Annotated in this window: 20 protein-coding genes, 2 tRNA genes and 1 riboswitch; of the genes, 5 read left to right on the top strand and 17 right to left on the bottom strand. The window is 66.8% G+C overall.

The annotated features are described in order from the left end of the window. The first annotated feature begins 92 nt into the window (after positions 1-92). The 3 genes from MH112_RS06835 to MH112_RS06825 all read left to right on the top strand — a co-directional run bounded on the left by MH112_RS06835 (position 93) and on the right by MH112_RS06825 (position 1,591). The gene (locus MH112_RS06835; RefSeq protein ID WP_296565637.1) at positions 93-767 is read left to right on the top strand and encodes a spermidine synthase; all 675 of its coding nucleotides are present in this window, start codon (positions 93-95) and stop codon (positions 765-767) included. 226 nt (positions 768-993) lie between these two features. Beyond that, positions 994-1,260: a BrnT family toxin gene (locus MH112_RS06830; protein ID WP_296565634.1), complete on the top strand. Its 267-nt coding sequence runs from the start codon at positions 994-996 to the stop codon at positions 1,258-1,260. Continuing rightward, complete coding sequence (locus tag MH112_RS06825) at positions 1,247-1,591, top strand: BrnA antitoxin family protein (RefSeq protein WP_296565632.1); 345 nt, start codon at positions 1,247-1,249, stop codon at positions 1,589-1,591. The genes MH112_RS06830 and MH112_RS06825 overlap by 14 nt, the downstream gene beginning before the upstream one ends. A gap of 91 nt (positions 1,592-1,682) precedes the next feature. Here the strand turns inward: MH112_RS06825 and MH112_RS06820 are convergent, their stop codons facing one another. The 3 genes from MH112_RS06820 to MH112_RS06810 form a co-directional block, all read right to left on the bottom strand. Then, positions 1,683-2,351 (bottom strand): dienelactone hydrolase family protein, encoded by a 669-nt coding sequence (locus MH112_RS06820; RefSeq protein WP_296565630.1) that lies wholly within the window; start codon positions 2,349-2,351, stop codon positions 1,683-1,685. A 52-nt stretch (positions 2,352-2,403) separates the two neighbouring features. Continuing rightward, positions 2,404-4,416, bottom strand: a complete 2,013-nt coding sequence (locus MH112_RS06815; RefSeq protein ID WP_296565628.1) for an ATP-binding protein — start codon at positions 4,414-4,416, stop codon at positions 2,404-2,406. A 123-nt stretch (positions 4,417-4,539) separates the two neighbouring features. Beyond that, entirely contained in the window at positions 4,540-5,310 is a 771-nt protein-coding gene (locus MH112_RS06810; protein ID WP_296565626.1) for an SDR family oxidoreductase, read from the bottom strand. 194 nt (positions 5,311-5,504) lie between these two features. Between MH112_RS06810 and MH112_RS06805 the strand changes: the two genes are divergently transcribed. Together MH112_RS06805 and MH112_RS06800 are read left to right on the top strand one after the other, a co-directional pair. After that, complete coding sequence (locus tag MH112_RS06805; RefSeq protein ID WP_296565623.1) at positions 5,505-6,704, top strand: parallel beta-helix domain-containing protein; 1,200 nt, start codon at positions 5,505-5,507, stop codon at positions 6,702-6,704. Beyond that, positions 6,701-7,762: an SO2930 family diheme c-type cytochrome gene (locus MH112_RS06800; RefSeq protein ID WP_296565622.1), complete on the top strand. Its 1,062-nt coding sequence runs from the start codon at positions 6,701-6,703 to the stop codon at positions 7,760-7,762. The genes MH112_RS06805 and MH112_RS06800 overlap by 4 nt, the downstream gene beginning before the upstream one ends. Before the next feature lie 37 nt (positions 7,763-7,799). Here the strand turns inward: MH112_RS06800 and MH112_RS06795 are convergent, their stop codons facing one another. The 14 genes from MH112_RS06795 to infA all read right to left on the bottom strand — a co-directional run bounded on the left by MH112_RS06795 (position 7,800) and on the right by infA (position 19,622). Continuing rightward, positions 7,800-8,573 (bottom strand): ABC transporter ATP-binding protein, encoded by a 774-nt coding sequence (locus tag MH112_RS06795; protein ID WP_296565620.1) that lies wholly within the window; start codon positions 8,571-8,573, stop codon positions 7,800-7,802. Beyond that, positions 8,570-9,562 carry an iron ABC transporter permease gene (locus MH112_RS06790; RefSeq protein WP_296565618.1) on the bottom strand — a complete coding sequence of 331 codons (993 nt, stop codon included), beginning with the start codon at positions 9,560-9,562 and terminating at the stop codon, positions 8,570-8,572. The genes MH112_RS06795 and MH112_RS06790 overlap by 4 nt, the downstream gene beginning before the upstream one ends. Then, positions 9,559-10,428, bottom strand: coding sequence for an ABC transporter substrate-binding protein (locus MH112_RS06785; RefSeq protein ID WP_296565616.1), 870 nt, complete (start codon positions 10,426-10,428; stop codon positions 9,559-9,561). The genes MH112_RS06790 and MH112_RS06785 overlap by 4 nt, the downstream gene beginning before the upstream one ends. Beyond that, the gene (locus MH112_RS06780) at positions 10,428-12,395 is read right to left on the bottom strand and encodes a TonB-dependent receptor (RefSeq protein WP_296565613.1); all 1,968 of its coding nucleotides are present in this window, start codon (positions 12,393-12,395) and stop codon (positions 10,428-10,430) included. The genes MH112_RS06785 and MH112_RS06780 overlap by 1 nt, the downstream gene beginning before the upstream one ends. 160 nt (positions 12,396-12,555) lie before the next feature. Continuing rightward, a riboswitch (cobalamin riboswitch) is annotated at positions 12,556-12,748 on the bottom strand. A gap of 61 nt (positions 12,749-12,809) precedes the next feature. Further along, positions 12,810-14,264: an alkaline phosphatase gene (locus tag MH112_RS06775; RefSeq protein ID WP_296565611.1), complete on the bottom strand. Its 1,455-nt coding sequence runs from the start codon at positions 14,262-14,264 to the stop codon at positions 12,810-12,812. Between the two features lie 107 nt (positions 14,265-14,371). Continuing rightward, a tRNA-His gene (locus tag MH112_RS06770) sits at positions 14,372-14,448 on the bottom strand. 142 nt (positions 14,449-14,590) lie between these two features. Further along, a complete protein-coding gene (locus MH112_RS06765; RefSeq protein ID WP_296565608.1) occupies positions 14,591-15,298 on the bottom strand; it encodes an energy transducer TonB in 708 nt (235 codons plus the stop codon). A gap of 12 nt (positions 15,299-15,310) precedes the next feature. Beyond that, positions 15,311-15,742, bottom strand: coding sequence for a biopolymer transporter ExbD (locus MH112_RS06760; protein WP_296565606.1), 432 nt, complete (start codon positions 15,740-15,742; stop codon positions 15,311-15,313). A 5-nt stretch (positions 15,743-15,747) separates the two neighbouring features. Then, positions 15,748-16,659, bottom strand: a complete 912-nt coding sequence (locus tag MH112_RS06755) for a MotA/TolQ/ExbB proton channel family protein (protein ID WP_296565604.1) — start codon at positions 16,657-16,659, stop codon at positions 15,748-15,750. Positions 16,660-17,435: 776 nt separating this feature from the next. Next, positions 17,436-17,511 (bottom strand) — tRNA-Phe (locus MH112_RS06750). Positions 17,512-17,587: 76 nt separating this feature from the next. Then, entirely contained in the window at positions 17,588-17,767 is a 180-nt protein-coding gene (gene yacG / locus MH112_RS06745; protein WP_296565602.1) for a DNA gyrase inhibitor YacG, read from the bottom strand. Beyond that, positions 17,764-18,804, bottom strand: a complete 1,041-nt coding sequence (locus tag MH112_RS06740) for a ribonuclease E/G (RefSeq protein WP_296565600.1) — start codon at positions 18,802-18,804, stop codon at positions 17,764-17,766. The genes yacG and MH112_RS06740 overlap by 4 nt, the downstream gene beginning before the upstream one ends. After that, entirely contained in the window at positions 18,801-19,400 is a 600-nt protein-coding gene (locus MH112_RS06735) for a Maf family nucleotide pyrophosphatase (RefSeq protein ID WP_296565598.1), read from the bottom strand. Before MH112_RS06735 ends, MH112_RS06740 begins: the two co-directional genes overlap by 4 nt. 3 nt (positions 19,401-19,403) lie before the next feature. Then, positions 19,404-19,622: a translation initiation factor IF-1 gene (gene infA, locus MH112_RS06730; RefSeq protein WP_293319256.1), complete on the bottom strand. Its 219-nt coding sequence runs from the start codon at positions 19,620-19,622 to the stop codon at positions 19,404-19,406. Between the last annotated feature and the right edge of the window lie 67 nt (positions 19,623-19,689).

The following is a 19,689-nucleotide window of genomic DNA, read 5'->3' as shown; positions in this document are numbered from 1 at the left end:
AGTCTCCAGTTGGCGAAATAAAGCCCCGTCGCCCCTCCAGGCGGCGGGGCTTTTGCTTTGGCCCCAGCCCTGTCGACGGTTAAGGCAGGCCCATGAAACCCTGGATTCACCTCGATTCCGCCCAGATGCCCGACGGGGGCGGTGAGCTGCGCCTGATGCGCCGCGACACCGAGTTCTCCATCATGGCCGGCGCCATCGAGCTGATGAACAGCCGCCTCAGCGGCTCGGAGGAGGCCCTGGCGACGCTCGCCTGGGACCGTCTGGCTGGCCGCGCCGCGCCCCGCGTCCTGATCGGCGGCCTCGGCATGGGGTTCACTCTGCGCGCCGCGCTCGCCGTTCTGCCGGCGGATGCGAGGGTCACTGTGGCCGAACTGGTGCCAGAGGTCATCGCCTGGGCCCGTGGTCCCCTGGCTGAGGTGTTCAAAGGCTGCCTGGACGATCCCCGCGTCAGCCTCCACACCGGCGATGTGGGCCCCCTGATCGCCCAGACGCCGGCCGCCTGGGACGCCATCCTGCTGGACGTGGACAACGGCCCCGAAGGCCTGACCCGCAGGGCCAATGACGCGCTTTACGACCTGACCGGCCTGGCGCGGGCCCGCACATCCCTGACCCCCGGCGGCGTCCTGGCCGTCTGGTCCTCTGCCCCCGACGAAGGGTTCACGCGGCGCCTGCGCCGCAGCGGCCTGACCACCGAGGTGGTCCGCGTCCCCGCCCGAAAAGGCGGCCGAGGCGCCCGGCACGTGATCTGGTTGGGGGTGCGGGGTTAGGGGCGAGCGTCTGGTTTGGGCGCTTGGCAGTCCTCCCGCACGTCCGCTTTCGGGCGGGTTGGATCGGTCAAGGCAGAAGGACCGGGTCGGGCGGCGCCCACCGGCCATTCACGCAGGGCGCGTCCAACTTGGCCGACGAGCGGCCGCCTACGACGCGCTGAAGCCGCCTTTTTTGCACCCCCGAAACCTAGCTTGTCTGGGCGATATTATGGGGGTACAATAAATCGTGGAAGTCGAGTTCGACCCCAGCAAGAGCGAGAGGAACGCTCAAGAGCGCGGCCTCGCGTTCTCTGTGGTGGAGGAGTTCGATTGGACCACCGCGATAGTGGTCGAGGATGACCGGGCAGACTACGGGGAGACCCGTATGTTTGCGCTCCGCTTCATCGGCGACCGGCTGCACGCTCTGGTCTTTACGATGCGCGGAGACGCCTGCCGAGTGATCAGCCTTCGCCGCGCAAACGACAGAGAGGTCGCCCATTATGACGAAGCCTGACCCCTTTAAGGTCGACGACGAGAACCCCGAATGGACGCTGGAAATGTTCGCCAAGGCCCGGCCTGCGCGCGCCGTGTTGGGCAATGCGACCGTTGACGCCCTGGTAAAACGTCAGCGGGGGCGGCCGAAGTCCCAGAACCCCAAGGTGGCGGTAAAGCTGCGGCTCGACGCTGCTATCCTTGAGGCGTTCAAGTGCCGCGGGCCAGGCTGGCAAACCCGGATCAACGATGCCCTGCTTTCCACCCTCACCGCAGAGGAAATCAACGTGCATCGCGCCGGCCGCCCAGCTCCGAAGGCGAACAAAGCTCTGGTGCCCCCCAAGGCTGAGTGACACGGAACGCTCTCCCGTTAGTCGACCTCTGAATACGCCTGCTTTTCTGTCGCCCGGTAAAGTCGGGAAGTGGCGCTTACCAGAGCCCCCCCTACCCCGCCGCACCCAACACCTTCGCCAAAAACGCACCCCCCAGCCGCAGGCCGGGCTCGTCGATGCTGTGGGTCAGGCCTGGCGAAGTGTGGGTGGTGGTGTCGAAGCCCAGGCGTTGCAGGGTGGCGTTGGCATCCCCCAGGGAGGCATAGGGCACCACCGGGTCGGCGTCCCCGTGGGCCAGCAGGATGGGGGGTCTGGTGGTGACCTCGGTTTCCAGGGCCTCGGCGTCAGCCAACATGCCGGAATAGCCCACCACCCCGGCCAGGACCTCGGGCCTGCGCGGCGCCACATGCAGGGCCATCATGGTCCCCTGACTGAAGCCCACCAGGGCCACCCTGCGGTTGGGCAGATCGTAGGCCGCCCGGTGCATGTCGATGAAGGCGTTCACCAAGGGAGCAGCCTGACGCACGCCGGCCGCGCGGCTCTCCCGCCTCAGGTCCGTGAGCCCCCACCACTGATAGCCCCCTGGCGCGCCGGGACAGGCCTCTGGCGCATTGGGGGACAGGAAGACCGTATCGGGCAGGCTGTCGCGCCAATAGGGCACGAGGCCCATCAGGTCATCGCCGTTCGAGCCATAGCCGTGCAGCAGGATCACCATCGACTGGGGATCACGGCCGCTGGCCGGGGCGGCCATGGGGCCTTTCAGGCGGGTCAGGTTGGTCATCGGCAGGCCTCGGGCTCAGACTTGTGCAAGCTAGAGCATGATTCACCCCGCCCTAGGCCGCGCCTACGGCGTTGTCCGGGCTGTTGAAGAACGGATCCAGGACCTGGTTGATGGCCTCCACCAGCCGGTGAACCTCAATGGGCTTGGCCACCACCTGATCCATGCCACAGGCCAGGTACTCGGCGGCCTGATGGGTCAAGGCGTTGGCGGTCAAGGCGATGATCGGGGTGCGGGCCCGGGCGGACTGGGCTTCCTCAGCCCGGATCAGGCGGGTGGCTTCGCGCCCGTCCATCACCGGCATCTGGGCGTCCATCAGGATCAGGTCCCAGGGCTCCCGCCGCCAGGCCTCCACCGCCTCGGCCCCATCCCAGACGAAACAGGGCTCGACCCCCATCTGGCCCAGCAAGGCGCCCAGAACCAGCTGATTGACCTGATTGTCCTCCGCCGCCAGCACCCGCAAGCCGCCCTCAAGGGTTTCAGACGCGTGCGATGTCCCGGTTGAGACGTCCGACAGCACAGGTTTTGCGCCCTCTGGGAGGGGCAGTCGCACGATGAACGTGGACCCTACGCCCACCTGACTGGCGAGCTCGATTTCGCCGCCCATCAGACGAACCAGATCGCGGCAGATGGAGAGGCCCAGGCCCGTGCCGCCGAAGTTTCGGGTGGTGGAGGTCTCCGCCTGGACGAAGGAGTCGAAGATCTGGGCCTGACGGTTCAGGGGGATCCCTGTCCCTGTGTCGGTAACGGAGACGCTGAGGCCCTCCGCCCTATGGTCGAGGGCAATGACCACCTCGCCGGTGGTGGTGAACTTCAGAGCGTTGGACACCAGATTCGAGAGCACCTGCCGCAGTCGTCCGGGGTCTCCCCGGTATCGTGAGGCCAAGACCGGGCTTGCCTGAAGGCGAAGCTCCAGACCTTTGGCGGCGGCCAGGGCGGCAAAGGTCGCCAAAACCCCCGTGGCCAGTTCCACCAGATCGAAGTCGATCTCCTCCAGCTCGAGCTTGCCCGCACTGATTTTCGAGAGATCCAGCACGTCATTGACGATGGAGAGCAGGCTCTCGCTGGACTTGCAGATCACGTCCAACCGATCCCGCTGACCGGCCGGCAAGTGGTCACGGGTCATGGCCTGGGCCATGCCGTAGATGCCGTTCAACGGCGTGCGAATCTCATGGCTGACGGTGGCGAGGAAGACGCTCTTGGCCTCACTGGCCGATTCCGCCGCCTTTCGCGCCTCGATCAGGTCGAGTTCGTTGCGCTTTTCCTGGTCGATGTTGCGGACCGCGCCCACAGCGCCGACCACGCGGTCCTCCTCGTCACGGACCGCCTCGGCGACACTCTCCATCCAGTGGGTAGCGCCATCGGACCGCATGTGGCGATGCACCACATGGATCGGCGGGCCGCCGGCCACATGGGCGTCCCAGGCCGCAAGGGCCTCGGGAAGATCATCCGGATGAACCGGCGCCCAGAGCTTTGCCATCGCCTGGTCGTAGTCGACCACATCACGCTGCTGCTGTTCGCTGAAGGCCTCGCGCCGGGCGTGATCGAGCTCCCACACCCGGATCTTGGCGATGCGTAGTGCCGCGCGCAGCCGTCGTTCCGACCTGGCCGAGTCCTCCAGGGCCGCCTTGACCTCACTGGCCATTTTCACCCGGGCGCAGTCATCACCGAGCAAGGAAGCCAGGGACTGAAAATGCCGCAGGACCTTGTCGCTCTGTGGCCGAGCCTCGAGATCGATGGCGATCAGCGCCCCGAGCACCTTGCCGTCTGTGACGATGGGAACCCCCAGAAAGGCTTTCACCTGCCCGCTGCCGACCTCCAGCCCCTGGGTCTTGACCACGGGATCTAGGTCAAAGTTCTCGATCCACAGCGGCTCGCCGGTGGCCATCACATGCCGACTGGGAAAACTCCGGTTGGCGTCGCCCCTGAACGGTCGTGTCCGCGAGTGCCGCCGCCCCTCCCGCCAGACCACGTCAGCGCCGTAGCCGCCATAGACAGCATGGGCGAGGCGGACGACACGCTCAGCTGTGGCGCGAACGGCGTCCAACGGAATCAAAGGATGGACCAAGATTTAGCACTCAGACGGCAAAACGAAGCGGTTACGTACCGAGGTTAGGTTAAGCCGCCATACACGATGGTGCCAGCCCGGGTGCGGCACGAGGCCGCAAGTCCAGGCTGGCCCAGCCAAAGATCAGAAATTGACCCGGCTTGAGATGGCCCCGTCCACCAGCATGTTGATGCCGGTGGTGAAGGCCGACCTCGGGCTGGCCAGGAAAACGGTGGCGGCGGCGACCTCTTGCGGGGTGGCCATGCGACCGGTGGGGTTGCGCTTGATCATGCCCTCGAAGAAGCCCGGGGCATTGGCCTTCACATTGCCCCAGACACCACCCTCGAAGAAGACGGTGCCCGGCGAGACGACGTTGCAGCGCACGCCCTTGGCTGCCCCCTCCTTGGCCACGCCCTTGGCGTAGTGGATCAGGGCAGCCTTCATGGCGCCATAGGCCGAGGGTCCGCTGGCCTCGGCCGCCGAGACCGAGGACGTGATGATGAAGGCCGCATCGCCGCTGGCCGCTGCGGCCTTTTCCAGGTGCAGCTTGGCGGCCTGATAGGTGCGGACCGCCCCCAGCATGTCGACCTCGAACATGGACCGCCAGTCGGCCTCAGACCCACCATTGACCAGCGCGCTGGCATTGGAGACCAGGATATCGAGGCCCCCCAATTCCTTAGCCGCATCCTCGACAAAGCCGGTGATCGCCGGACCATCGGCGATGTCCACCGCCCGGCCCCAGGCCTTGACGCCCTTGGCCTCCAGGACCTTGAGCGCGGCATCTACGCCGTCCTGACCTCGAGCGCAGATGGCCACATCGCAGCCTTCGTCGGCCAGCAACTCTGCGATCGCCAGGCCGATCCCCCGCGACCCGCCGGTGACTACGGCCTTCTTGCCCTTCAGCTGCAGATCCATGTTCGTCTCCTGTCCCGGTGTTTGGTTTGGGCGACAGTTACGACGCGCCTTGGCCAGCGGATCAAGGGGCCGATTGAAACGAGCAGCCCCGTTTCCTGATCAGCGTTCTCTTTGCCGTTGCGCCCCTGCCCGGCCCCCGCCAAGCTGGCCGTCAAAGCCCGCCAGTCAGAGCTGGGCCTATTGGGAGGATGACCATGCGAAGCCTCGCGCTTGCCCTATGCGCCTTTGCGCTCGCCGCGCCCGCCTATGCCAAGACCCTGGCCGTGGCTCCTGGTCCCGATGCCCAGGAGGCCCTGCAGCTGGCCCTGCTGGACGCCAAGCCCGGCGATGTGGTGGAGCTGGCCGCCGGCCGGTTTGAGCTTACCGATGGCCTGTCTCTCGACGTGGACGACGTGACCATCCAAGGCGCCGGGCCAGACGCCACCATCCTGTCCTTCGATGGCCAGCAGGGGGGTGCGGAGGGTCTGCTGATCACCTCTGACCGGGTGACGGTGCGCGACTTCGCGGTGGAGAACTCCAAGGGTGACGGGGTCAAGTCCAAGGACGCCGACCAGATCAGCATGATCAATCTGCGGGTGGAGTGGACCGGCGGGCCCAAGACCACCAACGGCGCCTATGGGGTCTATCCGGTGGGCTCGACCAACGTGCTGATCGACGGGGTCACCGTGCGCGGCGCCTCCGACGCCGGGGTCTATGTGGGCCAGTCCAAGAACATCATCGTTCGCAACAGCCGGGCGGAGTTCAACGTGGCCGGCATCGAGATCGAGAACTCCAGCAATGCCGATGTCTATGGCAACACAGTCACCCGCAACACCGGGGGGATTCTGGTCTTTGACCTGCCCAACCTGCCGGTGATGGACGGCCACTCCACCCGGGTGTTCAACAACAAGATCATCAATAACGACACGCCGAACTTCGCCCCGGCCGGCAATATCGTCGCCAGCGTGCCCGTGGGCGCCGGCGTGATGATCATGGCCAACCGCAATGTCCACGTCTTTGGCAACGACATCGATGGCAACCAGACCGCCGCCGTCCTGCTGGTGGGCTATACCCAGGCCTTTGATGATCCGACCTATAATCCGATCCCCCGCGAGGTGGTGGTGCGTGACAATCGGATCGGCCGCAATGGCTGGGCCCCGGCCTTCCCAGGGGGTGCCCAATTGGCCGCTGCCGTCGGGGGAAACTTGCCGCCGGTGCTGTGGGACGGGGTCGCGCCGGCCTCGGGCCCCCAGGCCATGCGCCTGACCGACGGCCCCGTGCTGAACCTCAACCTGCCCAAGGCCGGTGCCCTGGACCAGGCCAATCCCTCGGTGACCCCAACCCTTGAGCGCGGGGACATCAGCGAGCCGCCGCCCGTGGTCCTGCCGGAAGCCCAAGCCGCGCTCATGCTATGAGATGGGCGCTGACAGCCCTGCTTGGCCTCGCCGCCCTGGTCCTGAGCGGCGCCGACAGCCCCCCATCCCGGGTGACCCTCGACGTGGTGCTGGCCGAGACGCCCGCGCCCCGACTGGCCGACTACGGCCTGTTCCAGGATGTGGCGGCGCGCAGGCCGAGCCCAGGAGTCACGCCCTACGATCTCAACACGCCCCTGTTCAGCGACTATGCCGACAAGCACCGGTTTATCTTCACACCCCCTGGGCAGAGTGCGGCCTACCACCCTGACGGCGCTCTGGATTTTCCGGTGGGCACAGTCCTGGTCAAAACCTTTGCCTTCGCCCCGGACATGCGGGCGCCCACCGCAGGCGATCGCTTTGTCGAAACGCGCCTGTTGATCCGTAAGACCGACGGGTGGACAGCGCTGGCCTATGTCTGGAACGCCGCGCAGACCGAGGCCGTGCTCAAGCGGACGGGCGCGCGGCTCGACGTGGCCTTCATCGATCCGCAAGGCCGCCCCCAGGCGATCAGCTATCACGTGCCCAATCAGAACCAGTGCAAGACGTGCCACTCGGTGGACGGCGAGCTGGTCCCCATCGGCCCCAAGGCGCGCAACCTCAATCGGACCCTGGACTATGGCCACCGGACAGAAAACCAGCTGACCGCCTGGCGGCGGCTGGGCCATCTGAGCGGCGGGCCGGACGCCGCAGCCGCCCCAAGGACCGCCGTCTGGGATGATCCCGGCGAGCCGCTGGAGGCCCGCGCGCGCGCTTATCTCGACGCCAACTGCGCCCATTGCCACAGCCCGGCGGGCATGGCCTCCACAAGCGGCCTCTTTCTAGGGGTAGAGGAGACCCGGCCCGCCCCCCTCGGGATCGGCAAGGCGCCGGTGGCGGCCGGTCGGGGCTCAGGCGGGCTGGCGGTCTCCATTGATCCTGGCCATCCGGCGCGCTCGATCATGGTCTATCGCATGGCCTCCAACGATCCCGGCGTCATGATGCCGGAGCTTGGCCGCGCCTTGGTCCATGCCGAAGGCGTCGCCCTGGTGGCCGACTACATCGAGAGCCTGGCCCCCTGAACCATGACCCCGTCAGAGGGAGCCTGAGGGCGGGGCCCTAGCCCCAGCGGCCGAGGATATCCACGGCCAGGCCCTGGTCGGTCTCGCGCAGGCGCGCATCGATGCCATAGGCCTTGGCGAGGACGTCCGGGGTCAGGGCCGAGGCCGGCGGACCATCAGCCAGCACCCCGCCGTCCCCCAGCACCAGGACCCGGTCAGCCAGACGGGCGGCCAGGGTCAGGTCATGCAGTGTCAGCAGGACACCCGCCCCCTGTTCGGCCAGACTGCGAAACAGCGCAGCGGCCTCCAGGGCATGCCGGGGATCAAGGCCGGCATAGGGTTCATCGGCCAGCAGCCACTCCGGTTCGCCGGCCAGAGCCCTGGCGATCAGGGCCCGGGCCCGCTCGCCCCCTGACAGGGTGGTGATGTCCCGCTCCGCCAGATGCTGCACCTGGGCCGCATCCATCGCACGGTCCACCGCCTCGCCATCGGCCTGCGACAGGCCCCGTCCTCCGCTCCAGGGCAACCGGCCCAGACCCACGACGGTGCGAACCTCCAGGCCCCAGGCGATCTCCGGGCTCTGGGGAATGAACCCCAGGCGCTGGGCCCGGGTGCGAGGATCAAGATCGAGCAGGGCGGTCTCCCCCAGACGGACCTCGCCGCCCTTTGGGACCGAGAGGCCTGCCAGGGCCGTCAGCAGAGTCGACTTGCCCGCGCCATTGGCCCCGAGGATGGCGGTCACCTGGCCGGTGGTGAAGCCCGCGCTGACCCCCTCAAGGATCGTCTTGCCGCCTGCCTGCAGATGCAGGTTCCGCCCCTCAAGCGAGGTCATGCCAGCCTCCGGCGCTGGATCAGCAGCAGAGCCAAGAAGAAGGGACCGCCCAGGGCCGCCATGGCCACTCCCAGTCGGACCTCCGCCGCCGAAGGGATCAGCCGCACCAGGATGTCGCCGGCCAGGACAATCACCGCTCCCCCCAGGGCGCTGGGCAGCAGCAGACCCGCAGGCCTTGGTCCCAGGAAAGGCCGCAGGAGGTGGGGGGTCACCAGACCAACAAAGCCAATGACCCCGGTCACCGCGACGCTGGCGCCGGCCGCGAGGCCGACCCCCAGCGCCAGCAGCAGACGGGTGCGTGACAGGTCAATCCCCAGGGACCGAGCGCCGATCTCGCCCAGGGTCAGGGCGTCCAGAGCCCGGCGGGTGAGGATCAGAAGAACGAGGCCGACCGCCACGAAGGGGGCTGACATCTGCAGGTCAGCCATGCTGCGGTCCGTGAGCGAGCCCATGAGCCAGTTGACGATCTCATTCACCGCCCAGGGATTGGGGGCCAGGTTGAGCGCCAGGGCCACCCCCGCGCCGGCGACAATGTTGAGCACCACGCCGGCCAGGACAAAGGTCACTGTCCCCGAGGCCTGCCCTGTGAGTCCGATCAGCACCAGCACACCCACCAAGGCACCGGCCATGGCGCACAGCGGCATAAGCCAGGCAATCCCCGCCAGGGCCGGCAGGTAGAAGCCCACATAGAGCGAGACCACAGCCCCTAAGGCTGCCATGGAGGAAACCCCCAGAACCCCCGGATCTGCCAAGGGATTTCGGGTGTAGCCCTGCAGGGCTGCGCCGGACATGCCCAGGGCCGCACCGACCACGATCGCCAGCAGGGTGCGGGGAATGCGCAGCTCCAGAATGATGATCCAGCGGGGATCTTCCCGCCCCCACGCTTCGAGGGGGACCCAGACCCGGCCTGCCATCAGGCTCAGGGCGGCCAGGATCCCCAGGGCGAAGACCAGGCCAGTGATCACCGTCAAGGGCGACAGCCGCCTCATGATGCCCCCAGCACATTGCGCCGCGCCCGGCCCAGGGCCGCTGCGGTCTCGATCAGCACCGGCCCGCCGCAATAGAGCAGGCGCTGGGGGAACACCTCCCGACGCATGGCTGGGGATAGTCTGGCCAGGGCCGGATGGCTCAGCACCCGGTCAGCCCAGGTGGGTGCCCCCGGCGCGGCCTCGCCGGCCAGCAGAACCTGAGGGGGATCGGCCACCAGCCGCTCCAGGCTGATATTGCCCCATCGTCCGAGCCCGTAGCGGGCGGCCACATTGTCAAAACCGGCCCGGCGCAGCATCTCGTCGGTCAGGGTGCCCGCCCCGGCGGCAAATCCGTTGGGTTGATAGACGATGGCGCTCAGCCGGGGTGCCCCGGGCGGCGGCGTGACTGCAGCAATGGCCGCCTCGATGCGCGCCACCACCGCCGCACCCCGGGCCGGCTGGCCGATCAGCCGCGCCACCTTGCGGATTTGCGCCAGGCTGTCTGCGACCGTATGGGGCACATCAAACATGGCTTGCGGCACCCTCAACCGGGTCAGAGCCTGGCGGGTGGCCAGGGCCGAGTGATGGCTGAGCAGCACCAGATCCGGCGCCAGGGCCACCACCTCCTCGGCGGTCTCATGGGTGATGGGGATGTCCCGGGCCAGGTGCGCCAGGGTGGAGGCCTCCGGATCACGGGCGTAGTGGGTCAGGGCCGCGATCTGCCGGCGCTCGGCCACATGGAACAGGATCACATCCAGGCAGGGGTTCAGCGACACCACCCGCATAGGCCTTTGGGCTGGCGCGGCGCCGACGAGGCCAAGCGCAAGCCCCCCCACCGCCGTCCGGCGGGTGAGGACGCCCGAACCTGACCCCGTCGACCCCGACATCAGAACCGCGCCCGGACGCCCAGGGCACCGAAGCGACCCAGTTCGCCATAGCCGCGGGTGGAGGGCTCCCGACCGTCAAACAGATTTTCCACCCGTCCATAAAGTTCGATCTGCTCCGTCACAGCCCAGGACGCCCGGAGGTCCACAAGGGTCCTGGCCTGCAGGCGGTTGCGGTTGGCCGCGTCATCAAAGGCCTCACCGATGTGTCGAACGGCCAGGGTCGCCGAAGGACCGCTGGCGAACACATGGGTCAGCGACATGTAGCCTTGATGCTCCGGACGCCGGGCCAGCTGCTTACCCCGGTTGACCGAACCGTCCGCCGCATTGGTAGCGTCCGTCCAGGTATAGTTGGCGCCAAGGTCGAAGGGACCGACCTTGGCCTGGCCGGTCAGCTCGATCCCTTGAGCCTCCGTCCTGGCGGTGTTGCTGTAATAGCCAAACCGGCTGAACCCGTTGACCCGGCAGAGTGCGCTCGTCGGGAGGCTGAAGCACGACACATAGTCGATCTGGTTCTCGGTCTCCCGCTGGAACCAGGTGGCCGAGACCACCGCCAAACCGTCGGCGAGGCGCTGTTCGATCCCCAGGTCCCAGCCGTCGGCCTCCTCCGGGGAGAGGGCCAGATTGCCAAACTCGCTATAGAGCTGAAAGAGGCTGGGTGCCTTGAAGCCTTGACCGAAACTGGCCCGCAGGAGCGTCGCGCCGTCATTGATCGACCAGGCCAGGGCCCCCTGCCCCAGGGTCTGTCCGCCAAAGGTCTCATGATCGTCCCGACGCACACCGACACTCAGGGTCAGGCCGGCCGCCAGCGGGCCCTGCACCTGGGCATAGGCGCTGTCCAAGGTGGCTGAGGCGCTCAAGGCCGGGGGATTGGGGGCGAAGGCGCTGGGCGCCTGGGTCCGCATGGACGCCGCCTCCCGTTCCAGACCAAACACCGCCTGCCAGGCCTCTGTCACCGCAAAGCTGCCCTGGTACTCCCAACGATCGACCTCGGAGCGGGCGTCGAAGGTCACTGGGGTCACCGCCTGCCGGGGATTGAGGCTCTGACGATCGGTGCGGGTGCCAGAGAAGGCCAGGCGGTTGCGCAGGCGCGCGTCCAGCAGATCCAGATTGACTCCCGCATAGCCGGCCAGTTCTTCGGTGACCCCGACCTCGGCGGTATCGGCAAAGCTGAACGCCGGGGCCGGGAAGCCGTCCACCTGGACCCGCCCATAGGCATAGGTCCCTCGCAGGTCGACAGAGAGCTGATCGGTGATCGTAACCCCCACCCGGCCATTGGCGCTGGTGTGTTGGAAGCCATCATCCTCGCGGCCGGAGCCGAAGGCGGACACGCCGTCTGTGGTGTAGTAGCCCGCACCCAGGCGCCAGACGATCTTTTCCTGAGCCCCGCCGACCCCGCCACGGACATAGGCGGTGGCGGCGTCACCGACCTCGGCATCCAGGTTGGCCTGGAAGGGTTCGGTGGGGACCGTGGTCACCACATTGATCACCCCGCCGATGGCCTGGCTGCCCCAGAGGGTCGACTGAGCGCCGCGCAGAACCTCAACCCGGGCCACGTCCCCGGTCAGGAGATTGGCGAAATTATAGCCCGCGCCCGGCTGGGCCACATCGTTCAACCGGACGCCATCGATCACCACCAGAGTCTGATCGTTCTCAGCTCCGCGAATACGCAGGGCGGTCACCCCGCCCGGCCCCCCATTGCGCGACAGGGTGACCCCGGCGGTGCGAGCCAGAAGGTCGGGCAGTACGATGGCCTGGCTGGCCTCGATCTCGGCTCTGTCGATGACGGTGACGGCTTGGGCCACCTGGGCCGCCGCCGTCGGAGACCGGTTGGCCGTGACGATCACCCCACGCACAGCGTTGGAGGCTTCACCACCAGCCACATCCGGGGCGGTCGCCGGCTGGGCTGCCACGGCCGTAGCCGACAGAACCGCCAGCAGGGCGGCGGTGGACAGTAAGATGGACTTCATCGGGTCTTCCCCTCGAATGGACGACAACGAGCCGTCGAGGAGGCGGACCACGGGGAGCCAGGCGCGCGCGCACGACCCCGCCGGGACCCGCGCCCTCGCGCGGCCCTGGACGGTTGTCGCCACCCGGGTAGACCCGTTCGCTCGGCGCACCCCGGCCGGACGAAGGACGACCGCGACAGGCAGGTCTCCTGGCTCGCGGGTCGACGCCCATTGCATGCCGCCTTCCCAGGTCCGAGGACCCAGTGGCGTAATGGCATGCGGACTCGCCGCTTACAGTTGCGGGGGCAGCCCAGGTCTTACACCTGAGTTCCCTTTTGATCCCCTCGCGGGGAACCTGTCACGGTTGTGCCCATAGGCGGGCTCGCCCCTCACGTCAACGCTGAGGCTTCATCGCGCTCAGCCGAACCGGGGCGATCAGGGGGCCTCGACGGGCAGGCGCAGGGCGTGACGCATCACCTGGAACAGATAGGGCTGATCCATGGAGCCGGTGACCAGATGGGCCGAGGGACCGTCGGCATAGGCGGGCACGTCTTCCCCGGCGTGCGCGGCGCTCGGCAGCCATACGCCAGACTGACGCACGTGATCGATCGCCGACACATCGACGCCCTCCAGCATTGGGCGACCCTCCCCATCGGTGGGGCCACCCGGGCCGGTGGCATAGGTGAGGATCGGCAAGGGTCTGCCGTCCGGTGCCAGACGGGGGGCACCGGTGGGGCCGGTGATCAGGCCCAGCACATCATCCCCACGGCCGCCGCCATTGATCGCCAGACCATGGCTGTGGTCGGCGGTGACGATGATCAGGGTGTCCGCCGAATCGGTCATCTCCCGCGCCGCGGCGACGGCCTTGGAAAACTCGATCCCCTCGGTCAGGGACGCGTTGATCAGGCCGCCATGATGGGCCTTGTCGATGTGGGCAGCCTCGACCAGCAGCACATAGCCCTTGGGCTCGGCCGACAGGCGAGTGATCGCCGCCCGGGTCATCTCCTCCAGGGTCGGCGTCTGCGGTGCGACCGTTGGGCGATTGACCTCATGGGGAATATGCACCTCGGCAAACAGGCCCAGGATATCCTGCCCCGACGCCACGGCGGCGTTCAGCCCCTCCCGATCAGTGACCACCACCGACGAAGGTCGCGCCGCCCAGGCTGCGGTCAGGTCCTGGCCATCCTTGCGGCGACCGCCGGCCGCCTCAGGGCGGAAATAGGACAGGCCCCCGCCCAGGGCGATGTCAGGGCGCAGATCGTCAGGCGCGGCCACCAGCTGGGCGGCAATGTCCCGGCAGCCGGCAGCCTTGGCGGCCTCGGACATGTCGGCGTCACTCTGCCAGTTGCGGTCGGGCACATGGGCGAAGAACGCGGCCGGCGAGGCGTCTGTGAGGGTTGAGGTCGCCACCACACCGACGGCCTTCCCCAGCTCGCGCTTGGCCCGCTGGGCCAATGTGGGCACATTTCGGCTGGGGTCGCAGACCCCACGGCGGGCTCCGCCATCCACCCCGATACCGCCATTGATGGTGCGATAGCCGGTGGTGATCGCCGAGGCCCCATTGGCCGAATCGGTCACCAGGGCATCGGTGGAATAGGTTCGAACCAGGCCGCCATAGGGCATGGTGTCAAAAGCCAGATTGTAAGAGGCCCCATCCACCCCGGCCCGCTGGCCAGCAAGGATCCGCGTGGCGGTGACCGTGGACGCCCCCATCCCGTCGCCAATGAACAGGATCACGTTCCGCGCCGGCGCGGTATTGGGGCTACGCGCCAGGGCGGCTTCCAGGGCCGCTTGCGGGCTCGCCATCACTGGACCGGACATCAGGGCAAGCGCACCGACCAAGGTCGCGCCGAACGCCCCCGCGATCCGGGAAGACGGGGTAAGGATCATGGGACCTCGCAGGAACACCCAGGGCAACCCTGGTGCGCCGCCGTTATGACTGGGGTTTGTGACGGGGCAACGAAGCGGCCAAGCCGAACCGTTTCCCCTCTCCGCGATGGTACCACCTCTCGGGCTCGAACCGAGGACCTCCAGAGCCACAATCTGGCGCTCTAACCAACTGAGCTAAGGCGGCGCGTCGCGAGGGATAGGGTTCTAGTGGGGCGGGCCTTCAGGATCAAGGGCCAAGGGCGCTGCATCCCACGCAAACCTGAGCCAAAGAAAAGGCCCCGGAGACCTGGGTCTCCGGGGCCTGCTTCCCGTGTCTTTCGTTCGCCCTACTGGGGCAGACGGAAGGAAATCGGGATCCGGACCGTGCCACCTTCGACGGGAGCACCGTCGGCGGTGCGCGGACGCATCCGGAACAGTCTGGTCATCCGCATCGCGGCGCTACCGAAGTCCTGGTCCGCCGGGCTCTCTTCCACGACGGAACAGTTTTCCAGCGTACCACGGGCGGTCACCGAGCAGCTCAGCACCACCCGACCTTCTGCTCCCATCCGCTGAGCGCGGTCGGGATAGTAGCGGGCCACGTCCTCACCGCTGGGAATACGCGCCCAGTCGGGGTTGGTGATGACCGACGGACGCGGCGGAGTCGGCGGCGGCGGAGCCGGCGGCTTCGGCTGTTCAATCCGCTCCTGCACCGGCGGAACCGGAAGCGGGGGGATCGTCGACATGGCACCGACCGGCGGAGTCACCGGCGGCCGAGGCTGTAGCTTCGGCGGCGGCGGCGGCGGCGCATCGCTCGGCGGCGGCGGAGGCGGAGGCGGAGGCGGCGGCGGCGCTGGCTTGATCAGCGACACCTCCGTCACGTCTTCCGAGTACTCCACGTACACCGGTTCGAACTTGGCTTTGTAGAGGTAGAAGCCAAGCACCACGTGAACCGCGAACGAGATACCAATGGCGACGATAATGCCATTGTTCCGCTTCGGTTTCGGGACGTCGAAGGGATTGTGATGAATGTGAGTCGTGTCACTGGTTTCAGACATGTCTCACCTCCCTCAATCTTCTTCGCCGATGAGCGCCACGCTGTAGAACCCATTGTCCTGGAGCATATTCATCACGCCCATGAAGTCACCATACATGGTGTCCTTATCGGCGCGGATGAAGATCCGCTCCCGTTCTGGATTCCGCCGCTGACCAATATTCGCCCGAAGATCGTCACCCAAGGCCGCCAGGTCGGTAGGAAAGTCACCGACATAGATGGACCCGTCTGACTGGATCGAAATGTAGACCGGTTTAGGCGGGTTAGCGGATGGCTCGGCGACCGCTGGCGGAAGAGCAACCTGGACCGTCACACTGGCCAGCGGTGCCGCCACCATGAAGATGATCAGGAGAACCAACATGACGTCCACGAAGGGCGTCACATTGATTTCGCTGTTCTGCTTCGTTTCGTACCTGCCACCCCCAGACCCTGAGAGTTTAGCGGCCATTGGGTTTAGGCCCCCTTGTCGAGCTGCCGGGAGATCGCGTTCAGAAGTTCAGCGACATACCCTTCCGACCGCGCGCCGAAAGCCGAGATGCGGGTCTGGAAGTAGTTGTAGAAGATAACCGACGGAATGGCGGCGGCGAGACCCAGGCCAGTGGCCAGGAGGGCTTCGGCGATGCCGGGCGCGACGACGGCCAGGTTGGTCGTGTTGGTGTTCGCAATGCCGATGAACGAGTACATGATCCCGTACACGGTACCGAACAGGCCGATGAACGGCGCGTTGGAGCCGAGCGAGGCCAGGAACTGCATGCCGCCCGACAGACGCTTGGCCAGAGAGGCCTGAACGCCGGTCACAGCAGCCGTGGCGCGGGCGATGGTGCTGTCGCGATGTTCACCCGAGACGCTCAGGCCCGCCTGACGGGAGACCTCAACTTCTTGGACGGCGGCGGCAGCCATATCGGCCAGCGGGTTGCCTTCGAAATCGTCCGACATGGAAATGCGGCCGATGTCATTGATGTTCTTGGCGCCGCGGAAGGCTTCCAGGAACTGGTTGGTTTGACGCTCCAGCTTCCCAAACTCGAGGAGCTTGGTGATCAGCAGGGTCCAGGAGAGGATCGACGCCAGAACAAGACCAATCAGAACGGCCTTACCGACCGGCTGAGCGTACATGAACATGGCCATAATGGTCAGTTCGCCGTGACCACCAGCTTCGGGGGCAGCTTCTTCCGCAGGAGCCGCAGGCGCGGGCTCGGCGGGGGTCGCTTCGGCAGCCGGTTCAGCCGAAGCCGTAGCATCGGCCGGAGCGGCGGCGGCGGCGGGATCCGCTGGGGCGGCATCCTGCGCGAACGCCGGGGCGCTCATCATCAACGCAGCCGCGCCAATGAGAGCGATGAGGGGGGTGTTCCGTTTTTTGTCGAGCATCTGTCGCCAGTTCCTAATGGTCTAGCACGTTTGGACCGAGGGTCGTCGCGCGAGAGCGTTTCCTACCCTAGTTGAATAAGCTTGGCTCCGAACCTGCTTTCGCTGTCCGAAGCCCAAACCGCTATCGCTGCTCCCGACCCGTAACCCCCAACATCCACACTTATGTGAAGCTGGGCGTTGCGATTGGGCAAGGCGAGACCGCAAACCGAGATTGGACTGCGGACCCTCACCGCAAAGTTAGACGTGCGGCGAGGGACCTTTGGCAACCCCCAAACGGAGCGTCAAGTGCCACTGGCTACAGCTAAACACCGATAAGATAATCAGAAATTCCGGTATTGCTGCGCCGCACAATATGAATTCTATGCAATAATTGGGAAAACTCGCCGGCAGCGTGAAAGATATTGCTGCAACGCAACAACGCGTAACGAACAGCGGTTGCCCAAGATGACGGAAATCTGTCGGGAATCGGGAGGCGAGCGCTCAGCTTTTGCACAGCCCCAAGGCGATAGGCCGGCAAATGAGCGTCAGAGGCGTTGAAGTCAATATGGCGGCACGCCGAGTCGCGGCGTCCCACCTGCCCTGTCACCTGAAAGTCGCGGTTGCAGCCCCGTGGCCAGCCCCCCCACCCTGGGGCTATGGCCGGCTTAATCCTTGTTGGCCCCCGCAGCGCGCAAGCCTGCCAGAGCCCGCCCGTTTCGCCTCCGCAAAGCCCGGGCTGCGTCCATAGGCGTCAGGACTCCGGACCCTGTGCCTGCCGCGATGATGAGGGGAAGAAATGGTGCCTGGGGGCGGATTCGAACCACCGACACGCGGATTTTCAATCCGCTGCTCTACCAACTGAGCTACCCAGGCACTGGTCCCGCCGCGCGGGAGCCGCGTCTATAAAAGAGCCGTCCAGGGAAGTCCAGGGCGGCGAGCGGGGATAAATTCAGAGCTCATCCTCACCGTCGGACACCTCTTCCTGCTCCACGGCCGGGACAGCATAGGCGCCGGTGAACCAGCGCTGCAGATCAACGTCGGCGCAGCGTTTGGAGCAGAAGGGACGATACTCGGCTGAAACAGGCTTGCGGCAGATCGGGCAGCCGCCGGCACCACGGGTCGGGCTCATCGACCATGCACCTCGATCTTGTCCCACGCCAGGGTCGGGTCTGCCTTGACCTCGAAGCGAGATCCGATCTTGGCCGCCAGAAGGGCAAGGCAGGGCTTGGCCGCCTCGGCAACAGCCGGGGCGCAGCTGCCGCTCAACCGCCCACCAGGGGCCGCCAAGGCCTCCGCTTCCAGGCGACGGACCAGTCGCTGCGCCAATGTACCGGCCGAGACCCGCCCGGAAGCGTCGGTTAGGCTCTCCGTCACGGGCCGCCCCCGTCGCGGGACGGTCAGCTCGATGGTGCCAAAGCGACTGATCGGACCGATGGAGACCCCTGGATTATCCGGGTTGAAGGCCGCCCGGGCAGCGGCCATCAAGGCTGCGCCGTCATGCCCGCGACCGGCCATGTCAAATACCACGAGCCCCCCGAGCCCTTTCAGCCTCAGCACTCGGGCAGCGACCGACAGGGCAGCCAGGTTGGCCTGCCGCGTCACCCGCTTGGCCTCATTACCTTTGCGCTCACCCACATCGACATCAATGGCCGTCAAGGCGCGGGTGGGCTCAATGGCGATGGTTCCCCCCCCAGGCAATGGGTGGATCACCTCCAGCGCCTCGGCCTCAGCTTCATCGGCCAGCTGGCGGGCGATTCGACCGGTGATGGCCTCCCCCTCCCCCGCCAGATGCAGCAGCTGGTCATAGAGGGCCGGCGGTGGAGCCAGAAGGGCTGGCGCGCCTTGAGCAGGTCCGATCAGCCTGACCGAGGCGAGCTTGCCGAGCCGGGGCTCGGTCCGGATCTCAACCTCCACCGCCTCTCCCTGCCGGGGGCGCAACTCGGGCTTGAAGGAGAGCGTCGCCTCAGCCCCCTCTCCCAGGTCCAGAAACGCCATGGCCAGAGCCGGCTCCACATGCCGCACCCGGGCCCGGAGCCGGGCCCCCAGGGCCAGGCGGGACGAATCGTCATCTCGCTGGATCAGCAGACGCTCAGGGCGTCCGTCCAGCAGAACGCCGCCTCGGGTCTCCCCAAGGCCCTCATCGATGAAAAATGTACGCCGGCTCATGCTGCGGGATAGCCCAGGCCTCGCAGCAGACAAAGGCTTTCATAGAGCGGCAGGCCGACCACGGCGGGATAAGACCCCTGCAGGCCAAGGACAAAGCCCCCAGCCAGCCCCTGAATGGCGTAGCCCCCGGCCTTCCCCAGCCCCTCGCCGCTGGCCAGATAAGCGTCCAGCTCATCCGCGGCGAGACGCTTAAAGGTCACTCGGGTCTCCACCAGCCGCTCGGCCGACCGCCCCCCAGGCCCGACGACCGCGACAGCGGTATAGACCCGATGGCTGCGCCCCGAGAGCAGGGCCAAGCAATCGCGGACCTCATCTCGGCTTTCAGCCTTGGGAAGAATCCGGCGCCCGGCAGCCACCACCGTATCGGCGGCCAGAACAAAGGCCGTCGGGTAGATCTGGGCGACGGCCACAGCCTTGGCCCCGGCCAACCGCAGGGCGCAACGGCGTGGCGTCTCGCCCCTCAGCGGGGTCTCATCGATCTCAGGGGCGCTGACCTCATGGGGAATCAGCCCGATCTGCGCCAGCAGCTCCAAACGTCGCGGACTGGCTGAGGCGAGGACGAGCTGGGCGGGAGGCGTGCCTGGGGAGAGCTTCACCCGCTAGCGGACGCGGAACGTGATGCGGCCCTTGGACAGGTCATAGGGCGTCATCTCGATCAGCACCTTGTCGCCCACGGCCACCCGGATACGATTCTTGCGCATCTTTCCGGCGGTGTGGGCGATAATCTCGTGGTCGTTCTCGAGCTTCACGCGAAACATGGCGTTGGGTAGCACTTCGCTTACCACGCCGGGAAACTCCAACAGCTCTTCCTTGGCCATGCAGGCTCCATGGGGCGCTCACCTGATGCGGCCAGCCGGCACTGGAATCGGCCTGACGGACAGCAGC

This window comes from Phenylobacterium sp. (assembly GCF_022402485.1).
Taxonomy (GTDB): Bacteria; Pseudomonadota; Alphaproteobacteria; order Caulobacterales; family Caulobacteraceae; genus Phenylobacterium.
Note: the sequence above shows the minus strand (reverse complement) of the source record. Positions and strands in the feature narration are given on the sequence as shown.

Coding starts and splice junctions, on each gene's coding strand:
- MH112_RS06835 (WP_296565637.1), top strand. CDS start 93: ATGAAACCCTGGATTCACCTCGATTCCGCCCAGATGCCCGACGGGGGC.
- MH112_RS06825 (WP_296565632.1), top strand. CDS start 1,247: ATGACGAAGCCTGACCCCTTTAAGGTCGACGACGAGAACCCCGAATGG.
- MH112_RS06820 (WP_296565630.1), bottom strand. CDS start 2,351: ATGACCAACCTGACCCGCCTGAAAGGCCCCATGGCCGCCCCGGCCAGC.
- MH112_RS06810 (WP_296565626.1), bottom strand. CDS start 5,310: ATGGATCTGCAGCTGAAGGGCAAGAAGGCCGTAGTCACCGGCGGGTCG.
- MH112_RS06805 (WP_296565623.1), top strand. CDS start 5,505: ATGCGAAGCCTCGCGCTTGCCCTATGCGCCTTTGCGCTCGCCGCGCCC.
- MH112_RS06800 (WP_296565622.1), top strand. CDS start 6,701: ATGAGATGGGCGCTGACAGCCCTGCTTGGCCTCGCCGCCCTGGTCCTG.
- MH112_RS06795 (WP_296565620.1), bottom strand. CDS start 8,573: ATGACCTCGCTTGAGGGGCGGAACCTGCATCTGCAGGCAGGCGGCAAG.
- MH112_RS06790 (WP_296565618.1), bottom strand. CDS start 9,562: ATGAGGCGGCTGTCGCCCTTGACGGTGATCACTGGCCTGGTCTTCGCC.
- MH112_RS06785 (WP_296565616.1), bottom strand. CDS start 10,428: ATGTCGGGGTCGACGGGGTCAGGTTCGGGCGTCCTCACCCGCCGGACG.
- MH112_RS06780 (WP_296565613.1), bottom strand. CDS start 12,395: ATGAAGTCCATCTTACTGTCCACCGCCGCCCTGCTGGCGGTTCTGTCG.
- MH112_RS06775 (WP_296565611.1), bottom strand. CDS start 14,264: ATGATCCTTACCCCGTCTTCCCGGATCGCGGGGGCGTTCGGCGCGACC.
- MH112_RS06765 (WP_296565608.1), bottom strand. CDS start 15,298: ATGTCTGAAACCAGTGACACGACTCACATTCATCACAATCCCTTCGAC.
- MH112_RS06760 (WP_296565606.1), bottom strand. CDS start 15,742: ATGGCCGCTAAACTCTCAGGGTCTGGGGGTGGCAGGTACGAAACGAAG.
- MH112_RS06755 (WP_296565604.1), bottom strand. CDS start 16,659: ATGCTCGACAAAAAACGGAACACCCCCCTCATCGCTCTCATTGGCGCG.
- yacG (WP_296565602.1), bottom strand. CDS start 17,767: ATGAGCCCGACCCGTGGTGCCGGCGGCTGCCCGATCTGCCGCAAGCCT.
- MH112_RS06740 (WP_296565600.1), bottom strand. CDS start 18,804: ATGAGCCGGCGTACATTTTTCATCGATGAGGGCCTTGGGGAGACCCGA.
- infA (WP_293319256.1), bottom strand. CDS start 19,622: ATGGCCAAGGAAGAGCTGTTGGAGTTTCCCGGCGTGGTAAGCGAAGTG.